The sequence below is a fragment of the Roseomonas sp. HF4 genome, from assembly GCF_005222755.1.
Classification (GTDB): Bacteria; Pseudomonadota; Alphaproteobacteria; order Acetobacterales; family Acetobacteraceae; genus Neoroseomonas.
Genome location: NZ_STGD01000016.1, coordinates 64,497 through 86,708 on the forward strand (window position 1 = coordinate 64,497; position 22,212 = coordinate 86,708).

Below are 22,212 nucleotides of genomic sequence, written 5' to 3' on the forward strand. Positions count from 1 at the left end.
TTGGGCAACGGGCAAGGCAACGAGCGCCCGGCGCCGGAGCACCCCCGCCGCCCAAGGCCACGTATCGGTTCCCAAAGGCCCTCCGGCCTTTGGTGGGGTGAGGTCCGGAGAGGGGCAAAGCCCCTCTCCGCGAGAACCGCCCCGCTCAATTCCCGAGCCTTTCCAGGATCGCCGGCACATGCACCTGGTCGCCCTTGTAGTTCCCCGTCAGCGCGTACATCACGAGGTTCGTCCCGAAGCGATACGCCAGCACGCGCTGCCGCGCGCCCCCGGGGATTGTCGCGTAGGGGTTCTGCCCGCGCGCATCCTGCGCCCAGGCTGCCGCCCAGTCGTGCCCGCCGATGATCACCGGGCTCACGCTGTCATTCGCCCGGTCCTGGTCGCGCGCCACCCACACCTGGCCGCCGCTGAACCGGCCGGGCAGGTCCTGCAGCAGGTAGAAGGCGCGCTTCAGCACATGGTCGTCGGGCACGGGCGCCAGCGGTGGCACCGCGAGGTCGCGTGTCACGCGCCGCAGCGCGGCCCGCGCGCCGGGGTTGAAGCCCTCGCCCGAGCCTTCGTCGCGCGTGTCCAGCAGGATGATCCCGCCATTGCGCATGAAGGCGTTGAGCGCCGCCGCCGCCGGCCCGTCCGGCACGCCGGCGTCGGGCAGCACGGGCCAATAGAGCAGCGGGTAGAAGGACAGGTCGTCGCGCCCGGGCACCACGGCATGGGGTTCGGCCAGCGTCGCCGCCGTGCGCCGGTTCATGAAGTCCGACAGGCCGAGCAGCCCCATGCGGGAGATCTCGTCCACCTGCGCGTCCCCGGTCACGACATAGCCGAGCCGCGCGGTCAGCGCCGCCGCGCCGTCGGGCTCCTGCGCCAATGCCGGCGCGCCGGCCAGCGCGCCCAGCACCGCCGCCGTCCGCGCCGCGCGCGACCATTGCGTGCCGACCAGCCCGCGCTGCGCGAGCGAGACCAGCAGGTCCACCGCCAGCAGCAGCAGCGCCAGCGCCAGCAGCCAGGGCCCGATGTCGCGCTCGGCCGGCACGCCGCCGATCGGCTCGACGCGCGTGCCGGGGGGCAGCGCCCCGGCCTCCCGCGGCGGCGGCAGCTGCGCCGAGAGGTTGAGCGCGCGGCGCCAAGCCGCATCCTCCGCGCGGCCCGGCGTGCCGTACCAGCCGGGCGGATGGCGCGGGGAGGCCGCGGTCGCCTCCACCCGGTTCGCCGCCACGGGGGCCGCGGCCGGCGGCGCCGGGCCGAGCCGCCCGAAGCCGTCCAGGATCTCGAGCGGCGCCAGCGGCGTTTCACCCTCGGCGCCCTGCACGCCGGCCGACAGCGCCACCAGCCGCCGCAGCATGTCCACGAACAGCCCGGACAGCGGCAGGTTCGACCATTCGGCATTGGCGGTGACGTGGAACAGCACGATCCGTCCCTGGCCGCGCGCGACATGCGTGACCAGCGGCGTGCCGTCCGCGAGCCTCGCCCAGGACCGTTCGGTCAGGCGGGGCGAGGGCTCGGCCAGCACCTGGCGCTCGATCGTCACCTCGGCCGGCGGCGTGAGGCCGGCGAAGGGGGAACCCTCCGGGAAGGGTGCCAGCGCCTGCGGCCGGTCCCAGGAGAGTGCGCCGCCCAATTGCCGTTCCCCGGCGCGCAGCGCCACCGGCAGGAGCGGGTCGGGGCGTTCGGCGAGCCGCGGGCCGGCGAAGCGGATCAGCATGCCGCCCTGCTCGACCCAGCGGGCCAGCGCCTCGCGCTCGCGGCCCTCGGGCACCTCGCGGTCGGCCAGCACCAGCACGGCGAGTTGCCGTGCCAGCAGCGCCTCGGGCGTGCCGCGCCGGATCTCGGCATAGGGGGCGAGCGCGCGGTCGAGGTAGAACAGGTCGCCCGTCAGCGGCGCATCGGCGGTGGTCTCGAGCGCGGCGGACAGCCCAACCGGGCGGCGGCGGAAGCGTTCGTCCAGCAGCACCGTGCCCGCCGCGCCCGCCTCGGGCTCCAGGTCGAGGCGCACCACCTGGTTGCGGATCTCGATCGGCAGGTCCATCGCCGCCTCGGCCTCGGTCGCGCCGGCCGCGAAGGGCAGCGTGGCCGAGGCGATCGCCCTTCCATCCGCGGTGCGGGCGAGCACGGTCGCCTCGGTCGGCGCCGCGACGGGGGTCTGGAGCACGCGGAGCACCAGCCGGTCCGCTTCCGCGCGCGGCGGCGGCAGCACGCGCACCGGGCGCGCCTCGGCGCGCGCGACCGTCAGCGGCCCGGCCGCGGCCAGCGCGCCCGACAGCGCGGCGAAGCCATCCGTGCCGTGCTCGACGCCATCGGCCACGTAGACGGTCGCGATCGGGCCCGGGGTCGCCACGCGGAACGCCTCGAAGGCCGCGAGCGCCGCCGCGCGGTCGGGCGCCCAGGCGCGCGGGCGGAGCGCGGCGAGGCGCGCCCGCGCTTCCTCCGCCGGCATAAGGGCGCTGGCGGCGATGGCCTCGCCGGTCTCGGGCGGCGCGGTGGGCAGCAGCGCAACGCGCCGGCCTTCCCGCCCCGCGGCCTCCAGCGCGCCGGCGGCGGCGGCCACGCGGGCCGGCCAGTCGGGCGCGGCAGCCCAGCCATCGTCCAGGACCAGCAGCAGCGGCCCGGCGCCGCCACCGCCGCCGACCGGCTGCCAGACCGGCCGCGCGAGGCCCAGGACCAGCAGCGCCGCCGCCGCCAGGCGCAGCAGCAGCAGCCACCAGGGCGTGCGGTGCGGCGTCTCCTCGACCGGCGGCAGGTCCTGCAGCAGCCGCAGCGCGGGGAAGGCCTGGCTGCGCGGCGCCGGCGGGCTCACGCGCAGGAGCCACCAGAGCACCGGCAGCGCGGGCAGGGCCAGCAGCAGCCAGGGCGCCGCGAAGGCGAGCGGCCCAACCTGCCACATCATGCGGGCGCCAGCCGGCGATGCAGCGCGAGCAGCGCGGCCTCGGGCGGCTGGTCCGTGCGGTGCGTGGCGAAGGACCACCCCGCCCCGGCCGCGATCGCGGCCAGCCCTTCGCGATGCCGCGCGAGCCGTTCCTCATAGAGCGCGCGCACGCCCTCGACGCGCGGCACCAGCGCGTGCTCCGCGCCGGCCACGGCCTCGAAGCGGATGCGTCCGGAAAAGGGCAGCGTCTCCTCCGCGGGATCGAGCACCTGCACCAGATGGCCCCGGACCGAGCGCGATGCCAGCGCCGCGACCGCGTTGCGCGTCTCCTGCAGGGGCGCCAGGAAATCGCCCACCAGCACGGCGCGCGCGTGGCGAGGCACGCGGTCGTCCTCGGGCGCCAGCGCCTGGCGCGGCAGCGCCTCGGCCAGCGCGGCCAGCGCGCCCCGGCCGGTGAAGGCGCGCGGCAGGCCGAACAGCCGGACGCGTTCCCCGCCGCGGAACATCAGCGCGGCCAGCGCGAGGACCAACAATTCGGCGCGGAAGCGCTTCTCCGGCAGGTCGCGGCTGCTGCGCCACGCCATCCCCGGCCCACCCTGGCACCAGAGGGCGACGGTCTGCGCCGCCTCCCATTCGGTCTCGCGCACGAACAGCCGGTCGGACTTGGCCGATTGCCGCCAGTCGACCCGCGCCGCAGCGTCGCCCGCGACATAGGGGCGGAACTGCCAGAAGGCGTCGCCCTGGCCCGGGCGGCGGCGGCCATGGACGCCCTGCATGACGGTCGCGGCCACGCGCTCGGCCTGCACCACCAGCGGCGGCAGCGTGGCGCCGAGCGCCTCGGCCCAGGGGACCGCGACCGAGACGGCGGGCCTGGTATCGGCCACGCTAGGCCACGCTCTCCCGCAGGCGGTCGATCACCTCGGACAGCCGGACGCCGTCCGCCCGCGCCGCGAAGGTGAGCGCCATGCGGTGGCGCAGCACGGGCTCGGCCAGCGCGACCACGTCGTCCACGCTGGGGGAGAGCCTGCCGTCGAGCAGCGCCCGCGCACGCGTCGCCAGCATCAGCGCCTGCGCCGCGCGCGGCCCCGGCCCCCAGGCGAGGTTCTGCCGCACGGCATCGAGCGGCGTCGTCTCCGGCCGCGCGCCGCGCACGAGGCGCAGGATCGCGTCCAGCACCTGCTCGCCCACGGGGATGCGGCGGATCAGCGCCTGCGCCGCCATCAGCTCCGCGCCGGTCATGGCCTGGGCGGGCTTCGCTTCCCGCGCGCCGGTGGTGGCCAGCAGCATGGCGCGCTCGGCCGCTTCCTCCGGGTAGCCGACCTCGACCTCGAGCAGGAAGCGGTCGAGTTGCGCCTCGGGCAGCGGGTAGGTGCCTTCCTGCTCGATCGGGTTCTGCGTCGCCAGCACGTGGAAGGGCGCGGGCAGCGCGTGGATCTCGCCACCGATCGCGACGCGCTGTTCCTGCATCGCCTGCAGCAGCGCCGACTGCGTGCGGGGCGATGCGCGGTTGATCTCGTCCGCCATCAGCAGCTGGCAGAAGATCGGACCCTTGATGAAGCGGAAGGCGCGCTTGCCGTGCGCGTCCTCCTCCAACACCTCGCTCCCCAGGATGTCGGCGGGCATCAGGTCCGGCGTGAACTGCACGCGCCTGGCATCGAGGCCGACCACGGTGCCGAGCGTGTCCACGAGCTTGGTCTTGCCGAGCCCCGGCACGCCCACCAGCAGCACGTGGCCGCCGGACAGCAGGGTGACCAGCACCTGGTCGACCACCCTCTCCTGCCCGAAGATCACGCGGCCCACGGCCTCGCGCACCCGGGCCAGCCGGGCGCCCAGCGCCTCGACCTCCGAGACGAGCCTCGCAGGATCCTCGGTCTCGGCCACTTCAATCATGCGGGCAGGACTCCCTATATGACGGGGGCGGAAGCGCGCCGGCCGGTGCCACCCTCGATTCGGATTAGCTCGCATCGGCCACGCTCAGTGCAAGGGCTGCGATTGGCAATGATGCTGCACGGCATGCAAAAGACGGCGACCGGCAGCCCCCCGGCGGGGGCGGTGCTGGCGCGCGCGAAGATGGAGTGCGGCGACTACGCGATCCGCATCGGTCGCGACGGCACCTGGTACTACCGCGACAGCCCGATCCAGCGGAAGCCGCTGGTCTGTCTGTTCGCCTCGGTGCTGCGGCGCGCCGAGGACGGCAGCTACTGGCTGGAAACCCCAGCCGAGCGCGGCCGGATCGAGGTCGAGGACGCGCCCTTCATGGCGGTCGAGCTGTTCTGGCGGGACTGCGACTGCGGCTGCGCCGTACCGCAGCAATGCCTGACCTTCCGCACCAACCTCGACGAGATGGTGACCGCCGGGCGCGACCACCCGATTCGCGTCCACCTAGACCCCCGCACGCGCGAACCCCGCCCCTACGTGATGGTCCGCCCGGGCCTGGAGGCACGGATCAGCCGCGCCGTGTTCTACGAACTGGTCGCCCTGGCGCAGAGCGAGACCATCGACGGGCGGGAGGTGCTGGGCGTCTGGAGCGAGGGCGTGTTCTTCCCGATCGACGAGGCGCCGGCGATGGACCTCGCGGCGGATTGACGCCGCCACGGCCGGGGCGACGCCGGTAGCGTCCGAACGGCCCAGGCTTCCGCCGCCCGCCCCGCTGGACGCCGCGCCCTGGCGGCCCGAGATTGCCCGCCGATGCTCTCCGCCACCGCCATCGCCGCCCGCCTCGCCGATCCCGCGGCGCTCCCGCGCGACCGCCCCTCCCCCGAGGACGACCTGGAGCGCGCCGCGCGCGCGGGCGGGCGCATCGTGCCGGCGGCGGTGCTCGTGCCGCTCGTGGCGCACCCCGAGCCCACGGTGCTGCTGACGCTGCGCTCGGCGCGGCTCACCTCCCATGCCGGCCAGGTCTCCTTTCCCGGCGGCCGGATGGAGGAGGGCGAGACCCCCGAGCAGGCCGCGCTGCGGGAGGCCGAGGAGGAAGTGGGCCTCGACCCTACCCTGCCGCGCATCCTGGGCCGCCTGCCGACGGTGCTGACCGGCACCGGCTACAGCATCACGCCGGTCGTCGCCTGGCTCGCGCCGCCGTTCGTGCTCCGCCACGACCCGAACGAGGTCGAGGAACCCTTCGAATACCCGCTGGCGCGGCTCGTGGACCCCGCGGCGCCGGAGCGGCGGCGGCAGGAATTCCGCGGCCGCGTGCGGGAATTCTGGGTCTGGCCGCATGAGCGCCATTACATCTGGGGCGCGACGGCATCGATGCTCGTGACGCTGGCCGCCATCCTGCGCGCCAAGGATTAGGGCAGCGCCCAGCCAGGCACGCGATGCCGTGGAGCCGTAGCCTTCCAGGGCGCGGCATCCGGCCGGACGCCGCCCCGGGGCGAAGCCGCGACCGCGAGCGGCCGCCCCCCGATCCGTCCGCGCCGCCGGGACGCGGGGGCCACACCTGGAACGCGCAACGGTTTCCGCACCGGCCGACGGTCGCCATATGACCCCGGCAAGAACGGCCGCGCGCCCGCGGCCCCACGGAGAAAGGGAACGCCGCATGGCCACCAGCACCGCCGCCGAACGCCGCCTGCTCGGGGACGATTTCGACCTCGTGGCGCCCAGTCACTACCCCGCCCTCGCGGCCCTGTCGGCCGAGGAAGCGCTGGCGCTCGCCCGCACGCTGCGCGACCGCCGCAACCGGCTGCGGGACATGGTCCACGCCAACCGCCGCGCCCGCCGTGGCAAGGGGGAGATGCGCGCCGCCGCAGGCCACGACCCGGCGATGACCCGGCAGAAGCAGGCCTTCGCGGCGGCGCTGAAGCGGGTGAACCACCGCCTCGACATCCTGCACGGCGAAGCGCGCCGCGCCTGGCACGCCCAGGCGCTGAAGGACGCGCTGGCCCGCAAGCGCGCCGCCCGCGCCCACCACCCCGGCAGCGGCCAGTCCGCCGATGCCGGCATGCACGCCAAGCCCAGCCGCAAGCGCACCGTGCGGACGGACCCGCGGGAGATCGGGCGCGTGTCCCAGTTCGTCAGGAACGCGCAGGCGAAGCGCGACCGGTGACGGCGCGGGGGCGGCGCCCCTGCGGGAAAAGGGACTGAAAGGCCCGGCACCGCCGCGACGGGGCGCGCCGCCCCCCGCCGCCGCCGAGGGCCGAGCGGCCCTCGGACCCTGGACAGGGGTCATCTGGCCTTAACGGGAGCGGCAGGATATGTCCGCGCGGTGTCCATAACCGGGAGTTACAACGCCATGACCACCCGCCGCACCCTCCTCGCCGCCGGCGCCGGCCTGCTCGCCGCGCCCGCGGTGAACGCCCAGGGGTCCTGGCCCGCGCGGCCCATCCGCATCATCGTCCCGTGGCCGCCCGGCGGCTCGACCGACGTGCTGGTGCGCATCTACGCCGAACGCCTGCAGGCCGCCCTCGGCGCCAACATCGTGGTCGAGAACCGGCCCGGCGCCGGCGGCAACATCGGCATCGACGCCACCGCCAAGGCGGCGCCCGACGGCTACACCATGGGCATCGCGTCCGTCGGCCACATGGTCATCAACCGCTACCTCTATTCGCGCCTGCCCTACGACCCGGACCGCGACCTGATGCCCGTCGGCATCGCCTGGGACCTGCCGAATGTCGCGGTGGTCGCCGCGCAGCACAATCCGGCGCGGGCGCTGCAGGACTTCATCACCTGGGGGAAGGCGAAGCCGCAGGGCATCTCCTACGGATCGCCGGGCGTCGGCACCACGCCACACCTCTCGGGCGCGCTGTTCTGCGCGCGCACGGGCATCGAGGGCACGCACGTCCCCTTCCGCGGCGCGGCGCAGACCATCCCGGCGATGCTCTCGGGCGACCTCGACTTCGCGCTCGACAACCTCGCCTCCTACGTGCCGGTCATCGGGGAGGGCCGCATGCGCGCGCTGGCCGTCACCTCCGCCACCCGCTGGCCGACGCTGCCCGACATCCCCACCATGGCCGAGGCGGGGGTGCCGAACTTCGTCATCTCCTCCTGGCAGGGCTTCGTCTTCCCGGCCGGGACGCCGGCCACGGTCATCTCCCGCGTCAGCGAGGCGCTGCGCGCCATCGTGGCGGAGGACGCCTTCAAGGAACGCTTCCTGCGCGCGGGCTCGCTCGCCGTCTGGACCTCCGCCGAGGACTTCAAGGCGCGCGCCGAGCGCGAGCGGGCGCTGTGGCAGGATGCGGTGCGCATCTCGGGCGCCAGGCTCGACTGAGACCTGGCGCACGAAGGTTTCACCTTCGTGGCCCTCATGCCGGCGGTCGAAGTCTTCGACCGCCGGCATTCGTTCTTTCCTGCCCTCAGACGCCGGGCGGAAACCTCCGGTTTCCTTGGCTTCGTGCAAGGAACACGGTGCAAGGAGCACGCCTCCGGCGTGACGCCTTACGTCCGGCGGGGCGCATTCGCGGCCTCGATCCTTCGGGCCGAAAGCACCCGGACGCCGGGCGGGCCGCACGCCAGAACGTGGTGCGCCTGGCATGACCAAGGGCGGGGGCGGGAACGTCCCCCCGCCCCTCCTACTTCTCGCAGCGAACGAACACGGTGCTCGGATGCGCGCGCTCGCCCACCTCGGCGGCGCCGCGCTCATCGCCGGGGCTGTCGCGCATCACGGGCGTCACGCCGTTGCGGCGGAGGAAGTCCACCGCCTCGCTGCCGCGCACCGCGAAATTCACGTTCTGCGGGATGTCGCCGGTGCGCTGCGCGATGCGGGCCGCGTTCAGCTTCGAGACCACGACGCCCACGACATTGCCCTGGCGGTCGAGCAGCGGCCCGCCGGAATTGCCCTGCTGCACCGGCGCGCTGATCTGGAACTGCGTCGGGTTGTCGCCGAGGCCCGACAGCGCGCTCACCTCCCCCGTCGTCAGCGTGGGGCCCGAGGACAGCAGCCCCGCCAGCGGAAACCCGTAGGTCACGACGCCTTCCCCGCGGCGCACGGGATTGGACCGGAAGGCGAGCACCGGGCCAGGGTCGCCCTCCACGCGCAGCAGCGCGAGGTCGCGCCGCGCGTCCGCCGCCGGCACGCGCGCGTCGAGCATGCGGCCCTCGGCCGTGCGAACCTGCACGCGCTGGCAGCCGTCCACCACATGCTGGTTCGTCAGCACCGCCGAGGCGCCCACCACGAAGCCCGTGCCGGTCGAGGTGCGGACCGCGCCGCCGGGCCGGGGCGGCGCGGGCGGCACGGCGGCGGCCGGTGCCGGGCCGCGCGCCGCCGCGGCGTCGAGCGCCATGGGCACGGTGCGGTTGGCGCAGATGTCGACGTTGCGCCGCACCACTTCCTGGCCTGTCTGCAGCACGAGCCGCAGGTCGAAGGCGCAACCCGCGCCGGAGGACGGGCGCAGCGCGAAGCCCGCCCCGGGCGCGAGCGGCCCGCGGTTCAGGATGTTGACGCCCCAGTCCGTGCGGCCGTGGCGCACGGCGTGCAACGCCGTGGCCGGTTCCGCGGTGCCGTTCAGCACGCGGAAGGGTTCGGTCTGCGCGCGCGCGGCGGGCGCGGCCAGGAGGATCGGGACCGACAGGGCAGCGGCGAGGAGGCGGCGCATGGCAGGCATCATGTCGGGGCCGCGCCGGGGCAAGTCAATCGGTGCGACGCGGGCAACGCGCGGTCAGCGCCGCGGCGCCGGGTCCTGCATCGCCACCGCGATCGTACGCTGGCGGCAGACATCGACCGCGAGGCGCTCCGCCTCTCGCCCGTCGCGCAGCGTCAGGCGGATGTCGAACGGGCAGCCGATGCCCTCCGCGGCACGCATCGCGAAGGCCGAGCCGGGCGCCAGGCTCCTGCCGCCCAGCGGGTCGGCGCCCCAGGGCGCGCCCGCGCCGCTGCGCACCACGTTCAGCCCCGTCGCGCGGACCCCGGTCGCGTTCACGACGCGGAAGGGCTCGCTCTGGGCACGGGTGCCGGCCGGACCGGCCGGAAGTGCCAGGACTGCCAGGACTGCCAGGACTGCCAGGACTGCCAGGACTGCCAGGATCGCCACGCGAATTTGCATACGTCATCCGGTTTGACGGCTGCCCCGGCCTGTCAATGACGGAGCATGGCAAGGGGTGTTGACCTTCCCATATTGGGAAGGCCGAGGTTGCGTGCGACAAGGAGACCACCGATGCCCGAGGCCCCGATCGCACCCCCCCGCCTGCTGCTGCCCGTCGAGGGCATGACCTGCGCTGCCTGCGCGACACGCGTGAAGCGCGCGCTGGCCGCCGTGCCCGGCGTCGCCGCGGCCGAGGTGAACCCCGCCTCCGGCCAGGCGGCGGTGACCGGCACCGCGCCGGTCGCCGACCTCGCCGCCGCAATCGGCCGCGCCGGCTATCGCGTGCCCGAGGCGACCTTCGACCTCGGCGTGGGCGGCATGACCTGCGCGACCTGCGTCGGGCGGGTGGAACGCGCGCTGGCCGCGGTGCCGGGCGTGCTGGAGGCGCGCGTCAGCCTCGCGACCGGGACCGCGCATCTGCGCGCCGTCGCCGGCACCGAGGAAGCGGCGCTCGGCGCCGCGCTGGCCCGCGCCGGCTACAGCCTGACCCGCGCGACGGAACAGGATGGCGCCGATCCCGGCGCGGCGCGGGAAGCGCGCGACGTCGTCCTGGCGGCCCTGCTCACCGCGCCCTTCGCGCTCGGCATGCTCGGCATGGCACTCGGGCGGGACTGGATGCCGGGCGGCTGGGTGCAGGCGGCGCTCGCGACGCCGGTGGTGTTCTGGCTCGGCGGCCGCTTCTGGCGCGCGGGGCTGGCGGCGCTGCGCGCGGGCACGGGCAACATGGACCAGCTGGTGGCGCTCGGCACCGGCGCGGCCTGGGGGCTTTCGGCCTACCTGCTGGTCCGCCACGGCGGGCACGGGCACGACCTCTATTTCGAAGCCGCGTCCATGGTCGTGGCCTTCGTCCTGCTCGGCAAATGGCTGGAGGCGCGGGCCAGGCGCGCGACCGGCGCCGCGATCCGCGCGCTGCTGAACCTGGCGCCGCGCACCGCCCGCCGGATCGAGGCGGGCGAGGAACGCGAGGTGCCCGCCGCCGCGCTCGCGGTCGGCGACCTCGTGGCGGTCCGCCCGGGGGAACGCATCCCGGCCGACGGCATCGTGCGGGACGGCCGCGCCGGCGTGGACGAGAGCGCGCTGACCGGCGAGAGCCGCGCGGTCGAGAAGGAGGCCGGCGCGGCTGTCTCGACCGGCACCATCGCGCTGGACGGGCGCCTGGTCGTCGAGGTGCGCGCCGTAGGCGCCGAGACGGTGCTGGCGCGCGTCGCGGCGATGGTCGCCGCCGCGCAGGCCTCCCGCGCGCCGGTGCAGAAGCTGGTGGACCGCGTCAGCGCCGTGTTCGTGCCGGTCGTGCTGGCGCTCGCGGCCGTCACGCTGGCGGGCTGGCTGCTGGCCGGCGCGACGACGGAGGCCGCGATCATCACCGCCGTCTCGGTGCTCGTCATCGCGTGTCCCTGCGCGCTCGGCCTCGCGACGCCGGCCGCCATCATGGCCGGCACGGGCGCCGCGGCGCGGGCCGGGATCCTGGTGCGCGACGTCGATGCGATCGAGCGCGCGCAGGGCATCACCCTGGTCGCCTTCGACAAGACCGGCACGCTGACCGAGGGCAAGCCGAAGCTCGCCGCGCTGCACCCGGCCGAGGGCGTGACGGCGGAGGAAGCGCTGCGCCTGGCCGCCGCGCTGCAGGCGGGCAGCGAGCATCCGCTGGCGCGCGCGGTGGCCGCGGCCCGCCCCCCCGGCCCGCTGCCGCCCGCCGAGGCGTTCCGGGCGCTGCCCGGCCGCGGCGTCGAAGGGCGCATCGAGGGGCGCGCGATCGCGCTCGGCAGCCCGCGCCTGCTGGCCGAGCGCGGCGCGGCGGAAGGGGCGCTCGCGCCCGAGGCCGCGGCCGAGGCCGCGCGCGGCCGCAGCCTCGCCTGGCTGGTCGAGGACGGCCGCGCGCTCGCGCTGCTGGCCTTCGAGGATGCGGGCAAGCCCGGCGCCGCCGCCGCCGTCGCGGGGCTGCGCGCGATGGGGCTGCGCACGGCGATGCTGAGCGGCGACCTCCGCGCCGCGGCCGAGGGCGTGGCCACGCGGCTCGGCATCGAGACCGTCGCCGCCGAGGTGCTGCCGGCGGACAAGGCCGCGGCCGTCGCCGCCTGGCAGGCGGAGGGCGCGCGCGTCGCGATGGTGGGCGACGGCGTGAACGACGCGCCGGCGCTGGCGCAGGCCGACCTCGGCATCGCCATGGGCACCGGCACGGATGTCGCGATCGAGGCCGCCGGCATCACGCTGCTGCGCGGCGACCCGGCGCTGGTGCCGGCCGCGATCGAGGTCGCGCGCCGGACGCACGCCAAGATCCGCCAGAACCTCGTCTGGGCCTTCGGCTACAACGTGGTCGGCCTGCCGCTCGCGGCCATGGGCCTGCTCTCCCCGGTCGTGGCGGGGGCGGCGATGGCGGCATCCTCGGTCAGCGTGCTGGGCAGCGCGTTGCTGCTGGCGCGCTGGCGGCCGAAGGGGGCAGCGCGATGAACATCGGGGAGGCGGCGGCGGCGTCGGGCATATCGGCCAAGATGATCCGCCACTACGAGGCGATCGGCCTGCTGCGCGCGGGGCGCGGGGCGAACGGCTACCGCGTCTACGGTGCGCGCGACGTCGCGGTGCTGCGCTTCATCCGCCATGCGCGCGACCTCGGCTTCCCGCTCGAGGACGTGCGGCGGCTGCTGGCGCTGTGGCAGGATCGCGCCCGCGCGAGCGCCGAAGTGAAGCGGCTTGCGCTCGCGCATGTCGCCGCGCTGGAAAGCAAGGCAGAGTCGCTCCGCAGCATGGCGGCCAGCCTCGGCCACCTCGCGCTCCACTGCCACGGCGACGCGCGCCCCGACTGCCCGATCCTCGACGACCTCGCACGCAAGGAATGAGAGAGATGGAAAAGACCGACCAGCCCCTGATCACGCTGAAGGTGGAGGGCATGTCCTGCGGCCATTGCGCGCAGGCCGTGACCGCCGCGATCCAGGCCAAGGACCCGGCCGCGAAGGTCGTGGTGGACGTGGCCGGGGGCACGGTGAAGACCGAGACCGTGCTGCCGCGCCACGTCGTCTCGATGGCGGTGGAGGAGGAAGGCTACGCGGTGAAGGGCTGACCGCCCGGAACCGCCGAAGCCTTGGCGGATCAAGGCGTTGATCTGAATCAACCTGCGCGGCCGGCGGCGCTGCGATCATGCCGCCATGCAGCACGCAACGCGTATTCAGGACGGACCGCGATGCCGGCGACACGTGCCCCCGCCGGCGTGAGGGAGCTTGGCCCGCTGCTCTCGGCCGCCAGGGCCGAGACGCGCGCGAGGTTGCTCGACCGCGCGAAGCCGGTGGCACTGCCGCGCGGCGCGCTGCTGTTCCCGCAGGACGCGCCGGCCGACTTCCTCTACCTGCTGCTGCAGGGCTCGATCGGCCTCAGCACCGCCGAGGCCGGCGGCGCGACCATGGTCGAGATCCTGAGCGCCGGCGACGCCGTCGTCATCGCCGCGGTGATGCTGGGCCTCCCTTCCCCCGTCGCGGCGATGGCGCTGGCGCCGACCCGCCTGATCGCCCTGCCGGCCGAGGAGGTGCGCGCCGCCGCGGCGGCCGATCCCGGCCTGATGCACGCGGCGATGGCGCAGATGGCGCGCCAGTGGCGGCTGATGATCGACCAGGTGGTGGACCTCAAGACGCGCGACGCGACGCAGCGCGCGGCGCATTTCCTGGCGTGCCGCCTGGTCGCCGCGCGCGGCGCGGTCGAACTGCCCGAGCCCCGCGCCGCCATCGCCGCCCGGCTCGGCATGACGCCAGAGAGCCTGTCGCGCGCGCTGCACGGGCTCGCGGATGCGGGGCTGCTGCGGCTGCATGGGCGCCGCGTGGACGTGCCGGACCGTGCGGCGCTGCTGCGCGCGGCGCTGCCGCGCGGCGAGGCGCGGTCGCGCCCCGCGTGACGCCGGGCGCAGCGTCGTGCATCCGGCCGCCGAGGGCTTTGCAGGCCGTGCGGCGCGTGGTGCCATGCGCGCTCCAGCAGGGGAAATGCCGCATGGCCCGCGTGCCCGACATGACGACCGCCGACCTGAAGCCGGAAGACCGCGACCTGCTGACGCGCGACATCGCGCTGCACCGCGCGCTGACGAACAGCCCCAACGCGGCGCGGGCCTTCTCGGGGCTCGGGCGGTTCATCCGGCACACCTCGGTGCTCGACCCGCGGCTGCGCGAGCTCGCGATCCTTCAGGTCGGCTGGCTGGCGCGATCGGCCTATGAATGGTCGCACCATGTGAAGATCGGCTTCGACTTCGGCGTGACCGAGGCCGACATCCACGCGCTGATCGCGGAGAGCGAGGGCGGCGAATCGGCCCTCGAGCCGCTGGCGCGGCTGGTGCTGCTGGCGGCGCGCGAATGCCACGCGGGGCCGGGTGTCAGCGCGGCGACCTTCGAGCGGCTGCGCGCCCATTTCGACAACGAGCGCCTGGTCGACCTGGTGCTCACGATCTCGTTCTACTGCGCCGTGGTGCGGGTGCTGGCGTCGCTCGATATCCGGGTGGAGCCGGACTACCAGCCGTATCTGGACCGGTTTCCTCTGCCGGCGTGAGGCGATCGGCGCTGGACTACGGTCTTCAGGGCACAGTCCAGGGATGGCTGGCGGGTCACCGGTCGGCGCGCTCGACGTCATGCCGGTTGCACCCGGCAGGGCGCATCACCGTCGCTCCGGCCGCGCCGCGGTCTCGTGCGACGACGGCAGAGACGCCACGAAACGGGTCCGATGGCCGCGCACCGCTCCTGTTCGGCGGAGATCGAACAGGCCGTTGCCTCGCACACATGGCCGGCGCGCGGCCGATGCGTGCGAGGCGTCCAGATCGTGGAGATCCCCATAAAAGTTTTCCCAGGCGCGAATTCCCGCGCGTCGATGCGGCGGCGATCCTTGCAGCCGGTGAGGACCACAACCGTCGGGGAACGTCCCATGATTTTCGGTTTGCCGATCGACCCATGGCTCGTCAAAGTCGCCTTCGTCGTCATCGGGTTCGCAGGCGTGGGCTTCGGATCCTGGGTGCTTGTGCGCAATCGCTTCTAGGCACCTTGGAACCGCGAACGGTTCGCGGTCATCGGGATACCGCGCTGAAGGCGCGCATCAGGGCGGCGACCTCGCGCACGGTGGCTGCGGGGCTTGGGGCGACTGCATGAAGGTCGTTTTGCTGCCTCGTGACTAGCGGAGGTGAGCGGCCCCGGGTTTGTCGGGAGCTCCAGCCTCTCAGGAGTCGGAATCCCCGATAAACCCGGAGCGGTTCAATCCGCGTCCGGATCGCACCCGAAAGCGCCTATCTTTCGCTCGAATGGCGACCATTGACCGGTCAGACCCGACCCGCGCGCCATCCGGATGCTGTCACCGTTGCAAGCACCGGCGGATCGCCGATAGGCTCGGCCCTCGATGGCCGGATCGGCCGGCCACCTGGGGAAACCCGGCTCATGACGATCGCAAAGCCGCTGGCGGCAGCGCCGGCAGGTACCGCGAGCGGGATGTCGGCCGCGGGCTTTCGCGCGCAGTTGCGCGACCTTGCCGAGACGGTGGCGTTTGAACGGGCCGGTTTCGACGCTGCCGGCCGTCTGCCCGACGCGCTGTATCGCAAGCTTGCCGCAATCGGCCTGTTCCGTCTGTGGCTGCCGGCTGCCCTGGGCGGGCCGGAGCTTACCGCACTCGATTTCATGGATGTGGTCGAAGAGGCCGCGGCGCTCGATGGGACGATCGGCTGGCTCGTCGGCAATGGCGGCGGCATGGGGCGCGCCGGCGCCTACCTTCCGGTCGACTGCGCATGGCAGATCTTCGCGGACCCCGAGGCATTCGTCGTCTCTGGAACAGGCGGCGTCGGGCGGGCGGTGCCTGTCGCCGGCGGCTACCGCGTGAGCGGGCGTTGGCCATTCGGCAGCGGTGCGCCGCATGCGACATGGTTCACGCCGGTCTGCGAAGTCGAGGACTCCGGCCGCGGCACTGGTCGCAAGATCTTTCCCTATGCGCCGCGCGCGGACGTGGTCCTGCACGACAACTGGCAGGTGGCCGGGTTGTGCGCGACAGGAAGCGTCGATTTCGAGCTGCGGGATGTCTTCGTGCCGGACCACTTCGTCCATGCATTCCAGCCGGAACCGGTGCAGCCGGGCACGCTCTACCGATTGCCGACGGGCTCGATCTTTCCCTGGACGGTGGCGACGGTTCCCCTCGGACTGGCACGTGGCGCACTCGCGGAGTTCGTGCGACTTGCCGTGAGCAGGAAGCGGCGGGGCGACAGCGTGCCCTTGGTGGAGCGCGAACTCGTCCAGTCGGAGATCGGGCGGATCGAGGCCCGACTGTCAGCTGGCCGCGCCTATCTCAGGCAGGCGATGACGGACCTGCTCGACGCCGTCGAGGCCGGCATTGACCTGGTGCCGACGCGCGTGCGGCTCCGCCTGGCTTGCACCTTTGCCAGCGAGGGCGCGCTTTGGGCCATCGGTCGGCTGACCGAGATGGCCGGTGCCGTAGCGATCTTCCGGTCGTGCCCGCTCGAACGCTACGAACGTGACGCGCGCGCGGCAGCCAAGCACGTCGCGATGAGCCCGGCCGCCTATATCACCGGCGGGAAGCTGCTGCTTGAGCGGGATCTCGCGCACGCACATTTTTGAGTGAAAGGAGGAGGACGATGCCCTGTGTGCGGATCGCTACCGGCCTCTGGGCTCAAGGCAAGGAGGCGAAGCTCATGGAGGCCGTGCAGGCGGCCATGGTCTCGGCCTTCAGGATCCCCGACGGCGATCGCGACCTTGTCGTCGATCTCCATGACGAGACCCGTCGAATCTATTCTCCCGGCAAGTCCGAGCGGTACACCCGGGTGGAGATCGTCGGCATCGCGGCGCGTTCCTCTGCCGCGAAGCGCGCGCTTTTTCAGGCCATCGCCGACAACCTCGAAGCGCTTGGCGTGCCGCGGAACGAGACGAGGATCTATCTGATCGAGCCGCCGCCCGAGAGCTGGGGCGTGAAGGGGGGAATACCGGCTTCCGAGGCCGACCTCGGTTTCCGGATCGACGTTTAGAGCAGATGCCTCTGACCAGATGGTTCGATCTGGCTGGAGCCCGCTGTCATGTGCCGCGAAGCGCGGAGGGAGGCCCGGCTGTCCAAGGTCGTGTGAACTAGCCTCAGCCGCACAGCCGACAGCCTTGTCCCAGATCGTGGCGAAAGGGGCGACGCCGCCTGCGCAAGCCCCGATCCCGCGTCGAGGCCTCAGGTGATCCTACGCCCGACCTAGTCCAGCGTGGGAGGTCGGCACGCCGGGAGAAGATGATGTTGGTCACTGTGCGTGCCGCCGGCACGAGCCCGCGTGCGCAGCAATCGGAAAATACGCGCGCGGTGCTCGGCGCATTTTCGCCCAGCGGGTCCGCTGTGGGTCCGCAACGAATTTTCAGGCTGTGGATAAGTTCGGTGAGACCTGGTGCCGGCACGCGGACTTGAACCGCGGACCTACTGATTACGAATCAGTTGCTCTACCGCTGAGCTATGCCGGCCCCGTCGCGGCGCGCAGCCCCTGCGCGCCCCGGGCGGCGCTCTCTACCCCCCCGCCGCGCCGCGCGCAACCTTCCCCGCGCCCGCTCCGCAACCAAGTGTTTCGTGCCCGCGCATGAAAACCCCCGTCATGCTATCCCACCCCGGACCATGCGCCGCCGCGTCCTCCTGCTTCTCCTCCTGGCCCTGCCTGCCGTCGGCGCCTGGGTCTGGTGGACCCTGCCCCCCGCCGTCGCCATCGCCATGGCCACCACCGGGCCCGCCATGCGCGCCGTCTACGCCACCGGCAGCGTCGAGCCCGTGCACTGGGCCAAGGTCGGCCCCGCCATCCGCGCCCGCCTGACCGAGGTTCTTGTCGAGGAAGGCCAGCGCGTGACCGAGGGCCAGCCCATGGCGCGCCTCGACAACCGCGAAGCCGCCCACCGCGCCGAGGAAGCCCGCGCCCGCGCCACCTTCGCCGAGGAGGAACTGGCCCGCATCCGCACCCTCGTCACCCGCGACGTCGCCTCCCGCGCCACGCTCGACCGCGCCGAGGCCGAGGCCCGCGCCGTCCGCGCCGTGGCGGATGCCGCGATGCGCCGGCTCGACGACTACGTGGTGCGCGCACCGGCCGATGGCGTCGTGCTCCGCCGCGACGCCGAGGTGGGGGAGGTGGTCGACACCCCCGCCGCCCTGTTCTGGGTGGGCGAGCCCCGCCCGCTCCGCATCACCGCGGAGGTGGACGAGGAGGACATCGCCCAGGTCCGCGAGGGCCAGGAGGTGCTGCTCCGCGCCGACGCCTTTCCCGGCCAGGTGCTGACCGCGACCGTCGCGCAGATCACGCCCAAGGGGGATGCGACGCGCAAGGCGTATCGCGTGCGGCTCGCGCTGCCCGACGACACGCCGCTGCTGATCGGCATGACGGTCGAGGCCAACATCGTGCTCCGCCGCGCCGAGGCGGCGGTGCTGATCCCGCCCGCGGCACTTCGCGACAACCGCGTCTTCGTCGTCCGCGCCGAGACGATCGAGGCGCGCCGCGTCGAGCCCGGCATCGAGGGCGCCCGCGCCGTCGAGATCCTGCGTGGCCTGGCCAGCGGCGAGGCGGTGGTGCTGAACCCGCCGGCCGGCCTCGTCTCCGGCCAGGCGGTGCGGCTCAGGCCATGAGGCTGATCCTCGACATCGCGCGCGGCATGCTCTCCCGCCGCCGGCGCCAGACGCTGGTGAGCGTGCTGGGTGTCGCGCTCGGCGTCGCGTTCTTCATCGCCATCGCCTCGCTGATGCGCGGCTTCCAGACCTACTTCGTGCAGCAGGTCATCGACGTGCAGCCGCACATCGTCATCAAGGACGAGACGCGTCGCCCGCTGCCCCAGGCGGCGGAACTGGCGCTGCCCGACGGCGCCGTCTCGGTCAACGGCGTCAAGCCGCGCGACCGCATCCGCGGCATCCGCTCGGCCGGCGAGAAGCTCGCGATCCTGGAGGCGATCCCGGGCGCGGCGGCCGCGCCCATCCTGACCGGCCCGGCGCTGCTGCGGTACGGATCGCGCGACGTCACCATCACCGTCACCGGCATCGAGCCCGCCCGCTACCGCCGCGTCGCGAACCTCGAGAAGGACATGATCCACGGCAGCCTCGAGGAGCTGCGCCAGGCCGCGAACGGCCTCATCATCGGCTCGGGCCTCGCGCTGCGCCTGGGCGTCGAGATGGGCGACACGGTGATCGCCGTCTCGCCCCGCGGTGTCTCGCTGCAGATGAAGATCGTGGGCATCTTCCACACCGGGCTCGTCAGCCTCGACCAGTCGGCGGGCTATGCGCTGCTCAAGGTCAACCAGGTGCTGCAGGACCGCCCGAACGTGGTCAACCAGATCCTGCTGCGGCTGGCCGACGTGACGCGCGCCGAGCCATTGGCGCGCGAGATCGAGGCCCGCTTCGGCGACCGCACCGAAAGCTGGGAGGAGCAGAACCGCAACATCCTGACCGTGTTCGTGATCCAGAATGCGATCATGTACAGCGTGACGGGCGCGATCCTGCTGGTGGCCGCCTTCGGCATCTACAACATCATCTCGACCGTGGTGTTCGAGAAGACGCGCGACATCGCCATCCTGAAGTCGCTCGGCTTCACGGAAGGCGACATCCAGCGGCTGTTCCTGGTGCAGGGCATCATCGCGGGGCTGCTCGGCGCCCTCCTCGGCTGCATCATCGGCCAGGTCATGATCGAGGGGCTGGCACAGATCCGCTTCAACACCGAGACGCCGGCCGGCAACGACCGCTTCCTGCTGGCGCGCGACTGGCGGATCTTCGCCGTTGCCTCGGTCTTCGCGGTGGCCTCGGCGGCGATCGCGGCGGTCATCCCGGCACGGCGGGCGTCGCGGCTCGACCCGGTGCAGATCGTCAGGGGGGCGGCGTGACGGAAGGGCGGGGGAGGAGAACCTCCCCCACACCCCCTCCCTTCCCTGGTACCTGGCGCCGGACCCGGCGGGTGGGGCGCCAGGTGCCAAGGAAGGTTGAGGGGGGGTCCGGGGGGGAGAAGTTCCCTTCTCCCCCCCGCCTGCCGTCATGACCCTTCTCGCCGCCGAGGGCGTCACCAAGCGCCTGCCCGAGGGCGTCACGCTGGTCAGCGACATCTCGATGTCGGTCGAAGGCGGCGAATTCGTCGCCATCACCGGCCCCTCGGGCTCGGGCAAGTCCTCGCTGCTCTATCTGCTCGGCCTGCTCGACCGGCCGACATCGGGGCGCGTGCTGCTGCAGGGGGAGGATACGGCGCGGCTGCCGCCGCCGGCGCTGGCGGCGCTCCGCCTCGCGCGGCTCGGCTTCGTGTTCCAGTTCCATTTCCTGCTGCCGGAGTTCAGCGCGCTCGACAACGTACTGATCCCGATCCGCCGCCGCGGCGTGCTGAAGCCGGATGCGGCGCAGGCGCGCGCGATGTCGCTGCTGGCCGCGCTCGGCCTCGCGGATGCGGCGCAGAAACTGCCGGAGCAGCTCTCGGGCGGGATGCGCCAGCGCGTGGCCATCGCCCGCGCGCTGGCGAACGATCCCCTGCTGCTGCTGGCGGACGAGCCGACCGGCAACCTCGACACGAAGAACGCGGCCGCGGTCTTCGACATCTTCGCGCAGCTCGCGGCCGAGGAAGGCCGCGCCGTGCTGGTCGTGACGCACGACGCGGACCTGGCGCAGCGCGCGACGCGCCGCATCCACCTGGTCGACGGCCGGATCGTCAGCGACGAACGGGATTCGAGCCCGACACGAGGCCCCTGACCGCCGCGTGGTCGCCGTCCCGCGGAAAACACGCGCCGGAGCCACGCACGGGACGCTCGGAAGCGCCGCGCGCGGAACCCGGCACCAAGCTATCGCCCGCGGCCGCGGCCCGGACCGTCGCTCGGGTCGGCGTCATTGATGCCGGTCCGGCGCCCGCCGGAGCCGCGCCCCATGCCCGGCCCGTCGCTCGGATCGGCGTCGTTGATGCCGCTGCGGCGCCCGCCGCCACGCCCCATGCCCGGCCCGTCGCTCGGGTCGGCGTCGCTGATCCCGGTGCGGCGCCCGCCGCCGCGCCCCATGCCGGGGCCGTCGCTCGGGTCCGCGTCGCTGATGCCGGTGCGGACCTGCGCCGGTCGTACCGGCGCCGCCGGCACCAGCACACAGCCGCCGAGGGCCGTGGCCGCGGTCCCGACCACCGCCACCCGAAGCACCACCAACCGGCGGCGCAGGCGTGTCTCGCCCTGGTCGTCGCTCATGCACGTTTCTCCCTGCCGAACCCTGGTCTTGTTCTTCGATCGCCGTGATCGGTTCCAGCCGTCCTGCGGGACGGCCACCAGTGTGCCAAGTGGCGTCGCGCGCTGCGTCGCCCTCCGCTGGGAGAACATCTGCGGAATCTTAGTAACGCTAGCGTGATCGTTCGGGTGGAGCAAGGACGCGACCCGGGGCTGCGCAGCAGCGAACCGCCCCGGCGTCGGGGCGCCCGTCGCGGCAGGCAGGTGCCGCGATCGGACGCTGCCTCGGAACCCTCGGGTTCAGGGGCGCGGGCCGCCGATCAGGCGACGGCATCCGACCGGGCATCGCCCCGACCGCCGTCCCGCGCCGTCGCCGCCAGCAGCCCGCCGCCCGCGACCATCAGCGCCGCCAGCCCGACCCGCGCGTCCAGCGCGCCCTCCCCCGCGGCGACCAGCAACAGGGTCGAGGCCACCGGCACCGCATAGGCCAACGTGCCGAGCAGCCGCGGGTCGCCCCGCTTCATCCCCGCATCCCACAGGAAGAAGGCCGCGCCGAGCGGCCCCGCACCGAGCAGCGCCACCGCCACCCACTGCCCGGCATCGGGCATCACCGGCGCCTCGAAAACGAGGGAGGCCGCGCCCGCCAGCAGCGCGGTCGCGACGCAGAACCCGGCCACCGCCTCGGTCGGCACGCCCGCCATGCGCTTCGAGGTGACGGAATAGACCGCCCAGACCACCGCGCAGCCGATCGCGGCCGCGAAGCCCCAGGCGGCCCCGGCCGGGAAGGATGCGCCCGCGCCCACCAGCACCGCGCAGCCCGCGAAGCCGAGCCCGACCCCCGCCAGCCGCCGTGACCCGAGCCGCATCCCCAGCACCGGCCCGGACAGCAGCACGATCAGCAGCGGCCAGAGGTAGTTCAGCAGGTTCGCCTCGATGGCCGGCGCCAGCGCCAGCGCCGCGAAATAGAGCGCGTGGTAGCCGAACAGCCCGCCCACGCCATGCGCCCAGGCGCGCGGGCCCTGCCGCAGCAGGCCAAGCCGCCCGCGCGCGGCCACCACCGCCAGCGCCAGCGCGCCGCCGACCGCGAAGCCGAGCGCGGTCAGTTGCAACGGCGGCACGCCGGCCGCCATCCGCGCCAGCACCGCGAGGAAGGCCCAGAGCGCGAGCGCGCCGACGCCGGCAAGGGTAGCGGAGTTCATGGTGTCCCGGC

General features: G+C 73.9%; 22 protein-coding genes and 1 tRNA gene. 15 read left to right on the plus strand and 8 right to left on the minus strand.

Going from position 1 to position 22,212, the window contains the following annotated elements:
- Positions 1 to 145 precede the first annotated feature (145 nt).
- The 3 genes from E8M80_RS21110 to E8M80_RS21120 are packed head-to-tail and all read right to left on the minus strand — an operon-like array spanning position 146 to position 4,750.
- Entirely contained in the window at positions 146 to 2,878 is a 2,733-nt protein-coding gene (locus E8M80_RS21110) for a DUF4159 domain-containing protein (protein ID WP_170979553.1), read from the minus strand.
- Complete coding sequence (locus E8M80_RS21115; RefSeq protein WP_240790152.1) at positions 2,878 to 3,744, minus strand: DUF58 domain-containing protein; 867 nt, start codon at positions 3,742 to 3,744, stop codon at positions 2,878 to 2,880. Before E8M80_RS21115 ends, E8M80_RS21110 begins: the two co-directional genes overlap by 1 nt.
- A gap of 1 nt (position 3,745) precedes the next feature.
- A complete protein-coding gene (locus E8M80_RS21120; protein ID WP_137127715.1) occupies positions 3,746 to 4,750 on the minus strand; it encodes a MoxR family ATPase in 1,005 nt (334 codons plus the stop codon).
- Positions 4,751 to 4,873: 123 nt separating this feature from the next.
- Between E8M80_RS21120 and E8M80_RS21125 the strand changes: the two genes are divergently transcribed.
- The 4 genes from E8M80_RS21125 to E8M80_RS21140 all read left to right on the plus strand — a co-directional run bounded on the left by E8M80_RS21125 (position 4,874) and on the right by E8M80_RS21140 (position 8,063).
- The gene (locus tag E8M80_RS21125; protein WP_240790153.1) at positions 4,874 to 5,446 is read left to right on the plus strand and encodes a DUF1285 domain-containing protein; all 573 of its coding nucleotides are present in this window, start codon (positions 4,874 to 4,876) and stop codon (positions 5,444 to 5,446) included.
- A gap of 102 nt (positions 5,447 to 5,548) precedes the next feature.
- Positions 5,549 to 6,151: a CoA pyrophosphatase gene (locus E8M80_RS21130; RefSeq protein ID WP_137127717.1), complete on the plus strand. Its 603-nt coding sequence runs from the start codon at positions 5,549 to 5,551 to the stop codon at positions 6,149 to 6,151.
- A 244-nt stretch (positions 6,152 to 6,395) separates the two neighbouring features.
- Entirely contained in the window at positions 6,396 to 6,902 is a 507-nt protein-coding gene (locus E8M80_RS21135; protein WP_137127718.1) for a hypothetical protein, read from the plus strand.
- A 186-nt stretch (positions 6,903 to 7,088) separates the two neighbouring features.
- A complete protein-coding gene (locus E8M80_RS21140; RefSeq protein ID WP_137127719.1) occupies positions 7,089 to 8,063 on the plus strand; it encodes a tripartite tricarboxylate transporter substrate binding protein in 975 nt (324 codons plus the stop codon).
- Positions 8,064 to 8,364: 301 nt separating this feature from the next.
- On the opposite strand, the gene E8M80_RS21145 is transcribed toward E8M80_RS21140, so the two are convergent.
- Together E8M80_RS21145 and E8M80_RS21150 are read right to left on the minus strand one after the other, a co-directional pair.
- The gene (locus E8M80_RS21145) at positions 8,365 to 9,387 is read right to left on the minus strand and encodes a S1C family serine protease (RefSeq protein ID WP_137127720.1); all 1,023 of its coding nucleotides are present in this window, start codon (positions 9,385 to 9,387) and stop codon (positions 8,365 to 8,367) included.
- A gap of 63 nt (positions 9,388 to 9,450) precedes the next feature.
- Positions 9,451 to 9,822, minus strand: a complete 372-nt coding sequence (locus tag E8M80_RS21150) for a hypothetical protein (RefSeq protein ID WP_137127721.1) — start codon at positions 9,820 to 9,822, stop codon at positions 9,451 to 9,453.
- 123 nt (positions 9,823 to 9,945) lie between these two features.
- Between E8M80_RS21150 and E8M80_RS21155 the strand changes: the two genes are divergently transcribed.
- The 8 genes from E8M80_RS21155 (at position 9,946) to E8M80_RS21190 (ending at position 16,852) form a co-directional block, all read left to right on the plus strand.
- Positions 9,946 to 12,321, plus strand: coding sequence for a heavy metal translocating P-type ATPase (locus tag E8M80_RS21155; protein ID WP_137127722.1), 2,376 nt, complete (start codon positions 9,946 to 9,948; stop codon positions 12,319 to 12,321).
- Positions 12,318 to 12,707, plus strand: coding sequence for a Cu(I)-responsive transcriptional regulator (locus E8M80_RS21160; protein ID WP_137127723.1), 390 nt, complete (start codon positions 12,318 to 12,320; stop codon positions 12,705 to 12,707). The genes E8M80_RS21155 and E8M80_RS21160 overlap by 4 nt, the downstream gene beginning before the upstream one ends.
- Before the next feature lie 5 nt (positions 12,708 to 12,712).
- Positions 12,713 to 12,928: a heavy-metal-associated domain-containing protein gene (locus E8M80_RS21165; protein WP_137127724.1), complete on the plus strand. Its 216-nt coding sequence runs from the start codon at positions 12,713 to 12,715 to the stop codon at positions 12,926 to 12,928.
- A gap of 120 nt (positions 12,929 to 13,048) precedes the next feature.
- Positions 13,049 to 13,750, plus strand: coding sequence for a Crp/Fnr family transcriptional regulator (locus E8M80_RS21170; protein ID WP_137127725.1), 702 nt, complete (start codon positions 13,049 to 13,051; stop codon positions 13,748 to 13,750).
- Between the two features lie 92 nt (positions 13,751 to 13,842).
- Positions 13,843 to 14,391, plus strand: coding sequence for a carboxymuconolactone decarboxylase family protein (locus E8M80_RS21175; RefSeq protein ID WP_137127726.1), 549 nt, complete (start codon positions 13,843 to 13,845; stop codon positions 14,389 to 14,391).
- A 171-nt stretch (positions 14,392 to 14,562) separates the two neighbouring features.
- Positions 14,563 to 14,871: a hypothetical protein gene (locus E8M80_RS21180; protein ID WP_137127727.1), complete on the plus strand. Its 309-nt coding sequence runs from the start codon at positions 14,563 to 14,565 to the stop codon at positions 14,869 to 14,871.
- Positions 14,872 to 15,263: 392 nt separating this feature from the next.
- On the plus strand, positions 15,264 to 16,448 hold the full coding sequence (locus E8M80_RS21185) for an acyl-CoA dehydrogenase family protein (RefSeq protein WP_137127728.1): 1,185 nt from the start codon (positions 15,264 to 15,266) through the stop codon (positions 16,446 to 16,448).
- Positions 16,449 to 16,522: 74 nt separating this feature from the next.
- Positions 16,523 to 16,852, plus strand: coding sequence for a tautomerase family protein (locus tag E8M80_RS21190; RefSeq protein WP_206035713.1), 330 nt, complete (start codon positions 16,523 to 16,525; stop codon positions 16,850 to 16,852).
- Between the two features lie 394 nt (positions 16,853 to 17,246).
- Here E8M80_RS21190 and E8M80_RS21195 read toward each other — a convergent pair.
- Positions 17,247 to 17,321 (minus strand) — tRNA-Thr (locus E8M80_RS21195).
- A 148-nt stretch (positions 17,322 to 17,469) separates the two neighbouring features.
- On the opposite strand from E8M80_RS21195, the gene E8M80_RS21200 reads away from it, so the two are divergent.
- The 3 genes from E8M80_RS21200 (at position 17,470) to E8M80_RS21210 (ending at position 20,550) form a co-directional block, all read left to right on the plus strand.
- Positions 17,470 to 18,462, plus strand: coding sequence for an efflux RND transporter periplasmic adaptor subunit (locus E8M80_RS21200; protein ID WP_170979549.1), 993 nt, complete (start codon positions 17,470 to 17,472; stop codon positions 18,460 to 18,462).
- Positions 18,459 to 19,703 carry an ABC transporter permease gene (locus E8M80_RS21205; protein ID WP_137127731.1) on the plus strand — a complete coding sequence of 415 codons (1,245 nt, stop codon included), beginning with the start codon at positions 18,459 to 18,461 and terminating at the stop codon, positions 19,701 to 19,703. Before E8M80_RS21200 ends, E8M80_RS21205 begins: the two co-directional genes overlap by 4 nt.
- Positions 19,704 to 19,851: 148 nt before the next feature.
- On the plus strand, positions 19,852 to 20,550 hold the full coding sequence (locus tag E8M80_RS21210; protein ID WP_137127732.1) for an ABC transporter ATP-binding protein: 699 nt from the start codon (positions 19,852 to 19,854) through the stop codon (positions 20,548 to 20,550).
- A gap of 89 nt (positions 20,551 to 20,639) precedes the next feature.
- Here the strand turns inward: E8M80_RS21210 and E8M80_RS21215 are convergent, their stop codons facing one another.
- Together E8M80_RS21215 and E8M80_RS21220 are read right to left on the minus strand one after the other, a co-directional pair.
- Positions 20,640 to 21,026: a hypothetical protein gene (locus tag E8M80_RS21215; protein ID WP_137127733.1), complete on the minus strand. Its 387-nt coding sequence runs from the start codon at positions 21,024 to 21,026 to the stop codon at positions 20,640 to 20,642.
- Between the two features lie 296 nt (positions 21,027 to 21,322).
- Positions 21,323 to 22,201: a DMT family transporter gene (locus tag E8M80_RS21220; RefSeq protein ID WP_137127734.1), complete on the minus strand. Its 879-nt coding sequence runs from the start codon at positions 22,199 to 22,201 to the stop codon at positions 21,323 to 21,325.
- Positions 22,202 to 22,212 lie beyond the last annotated feature (11 nt).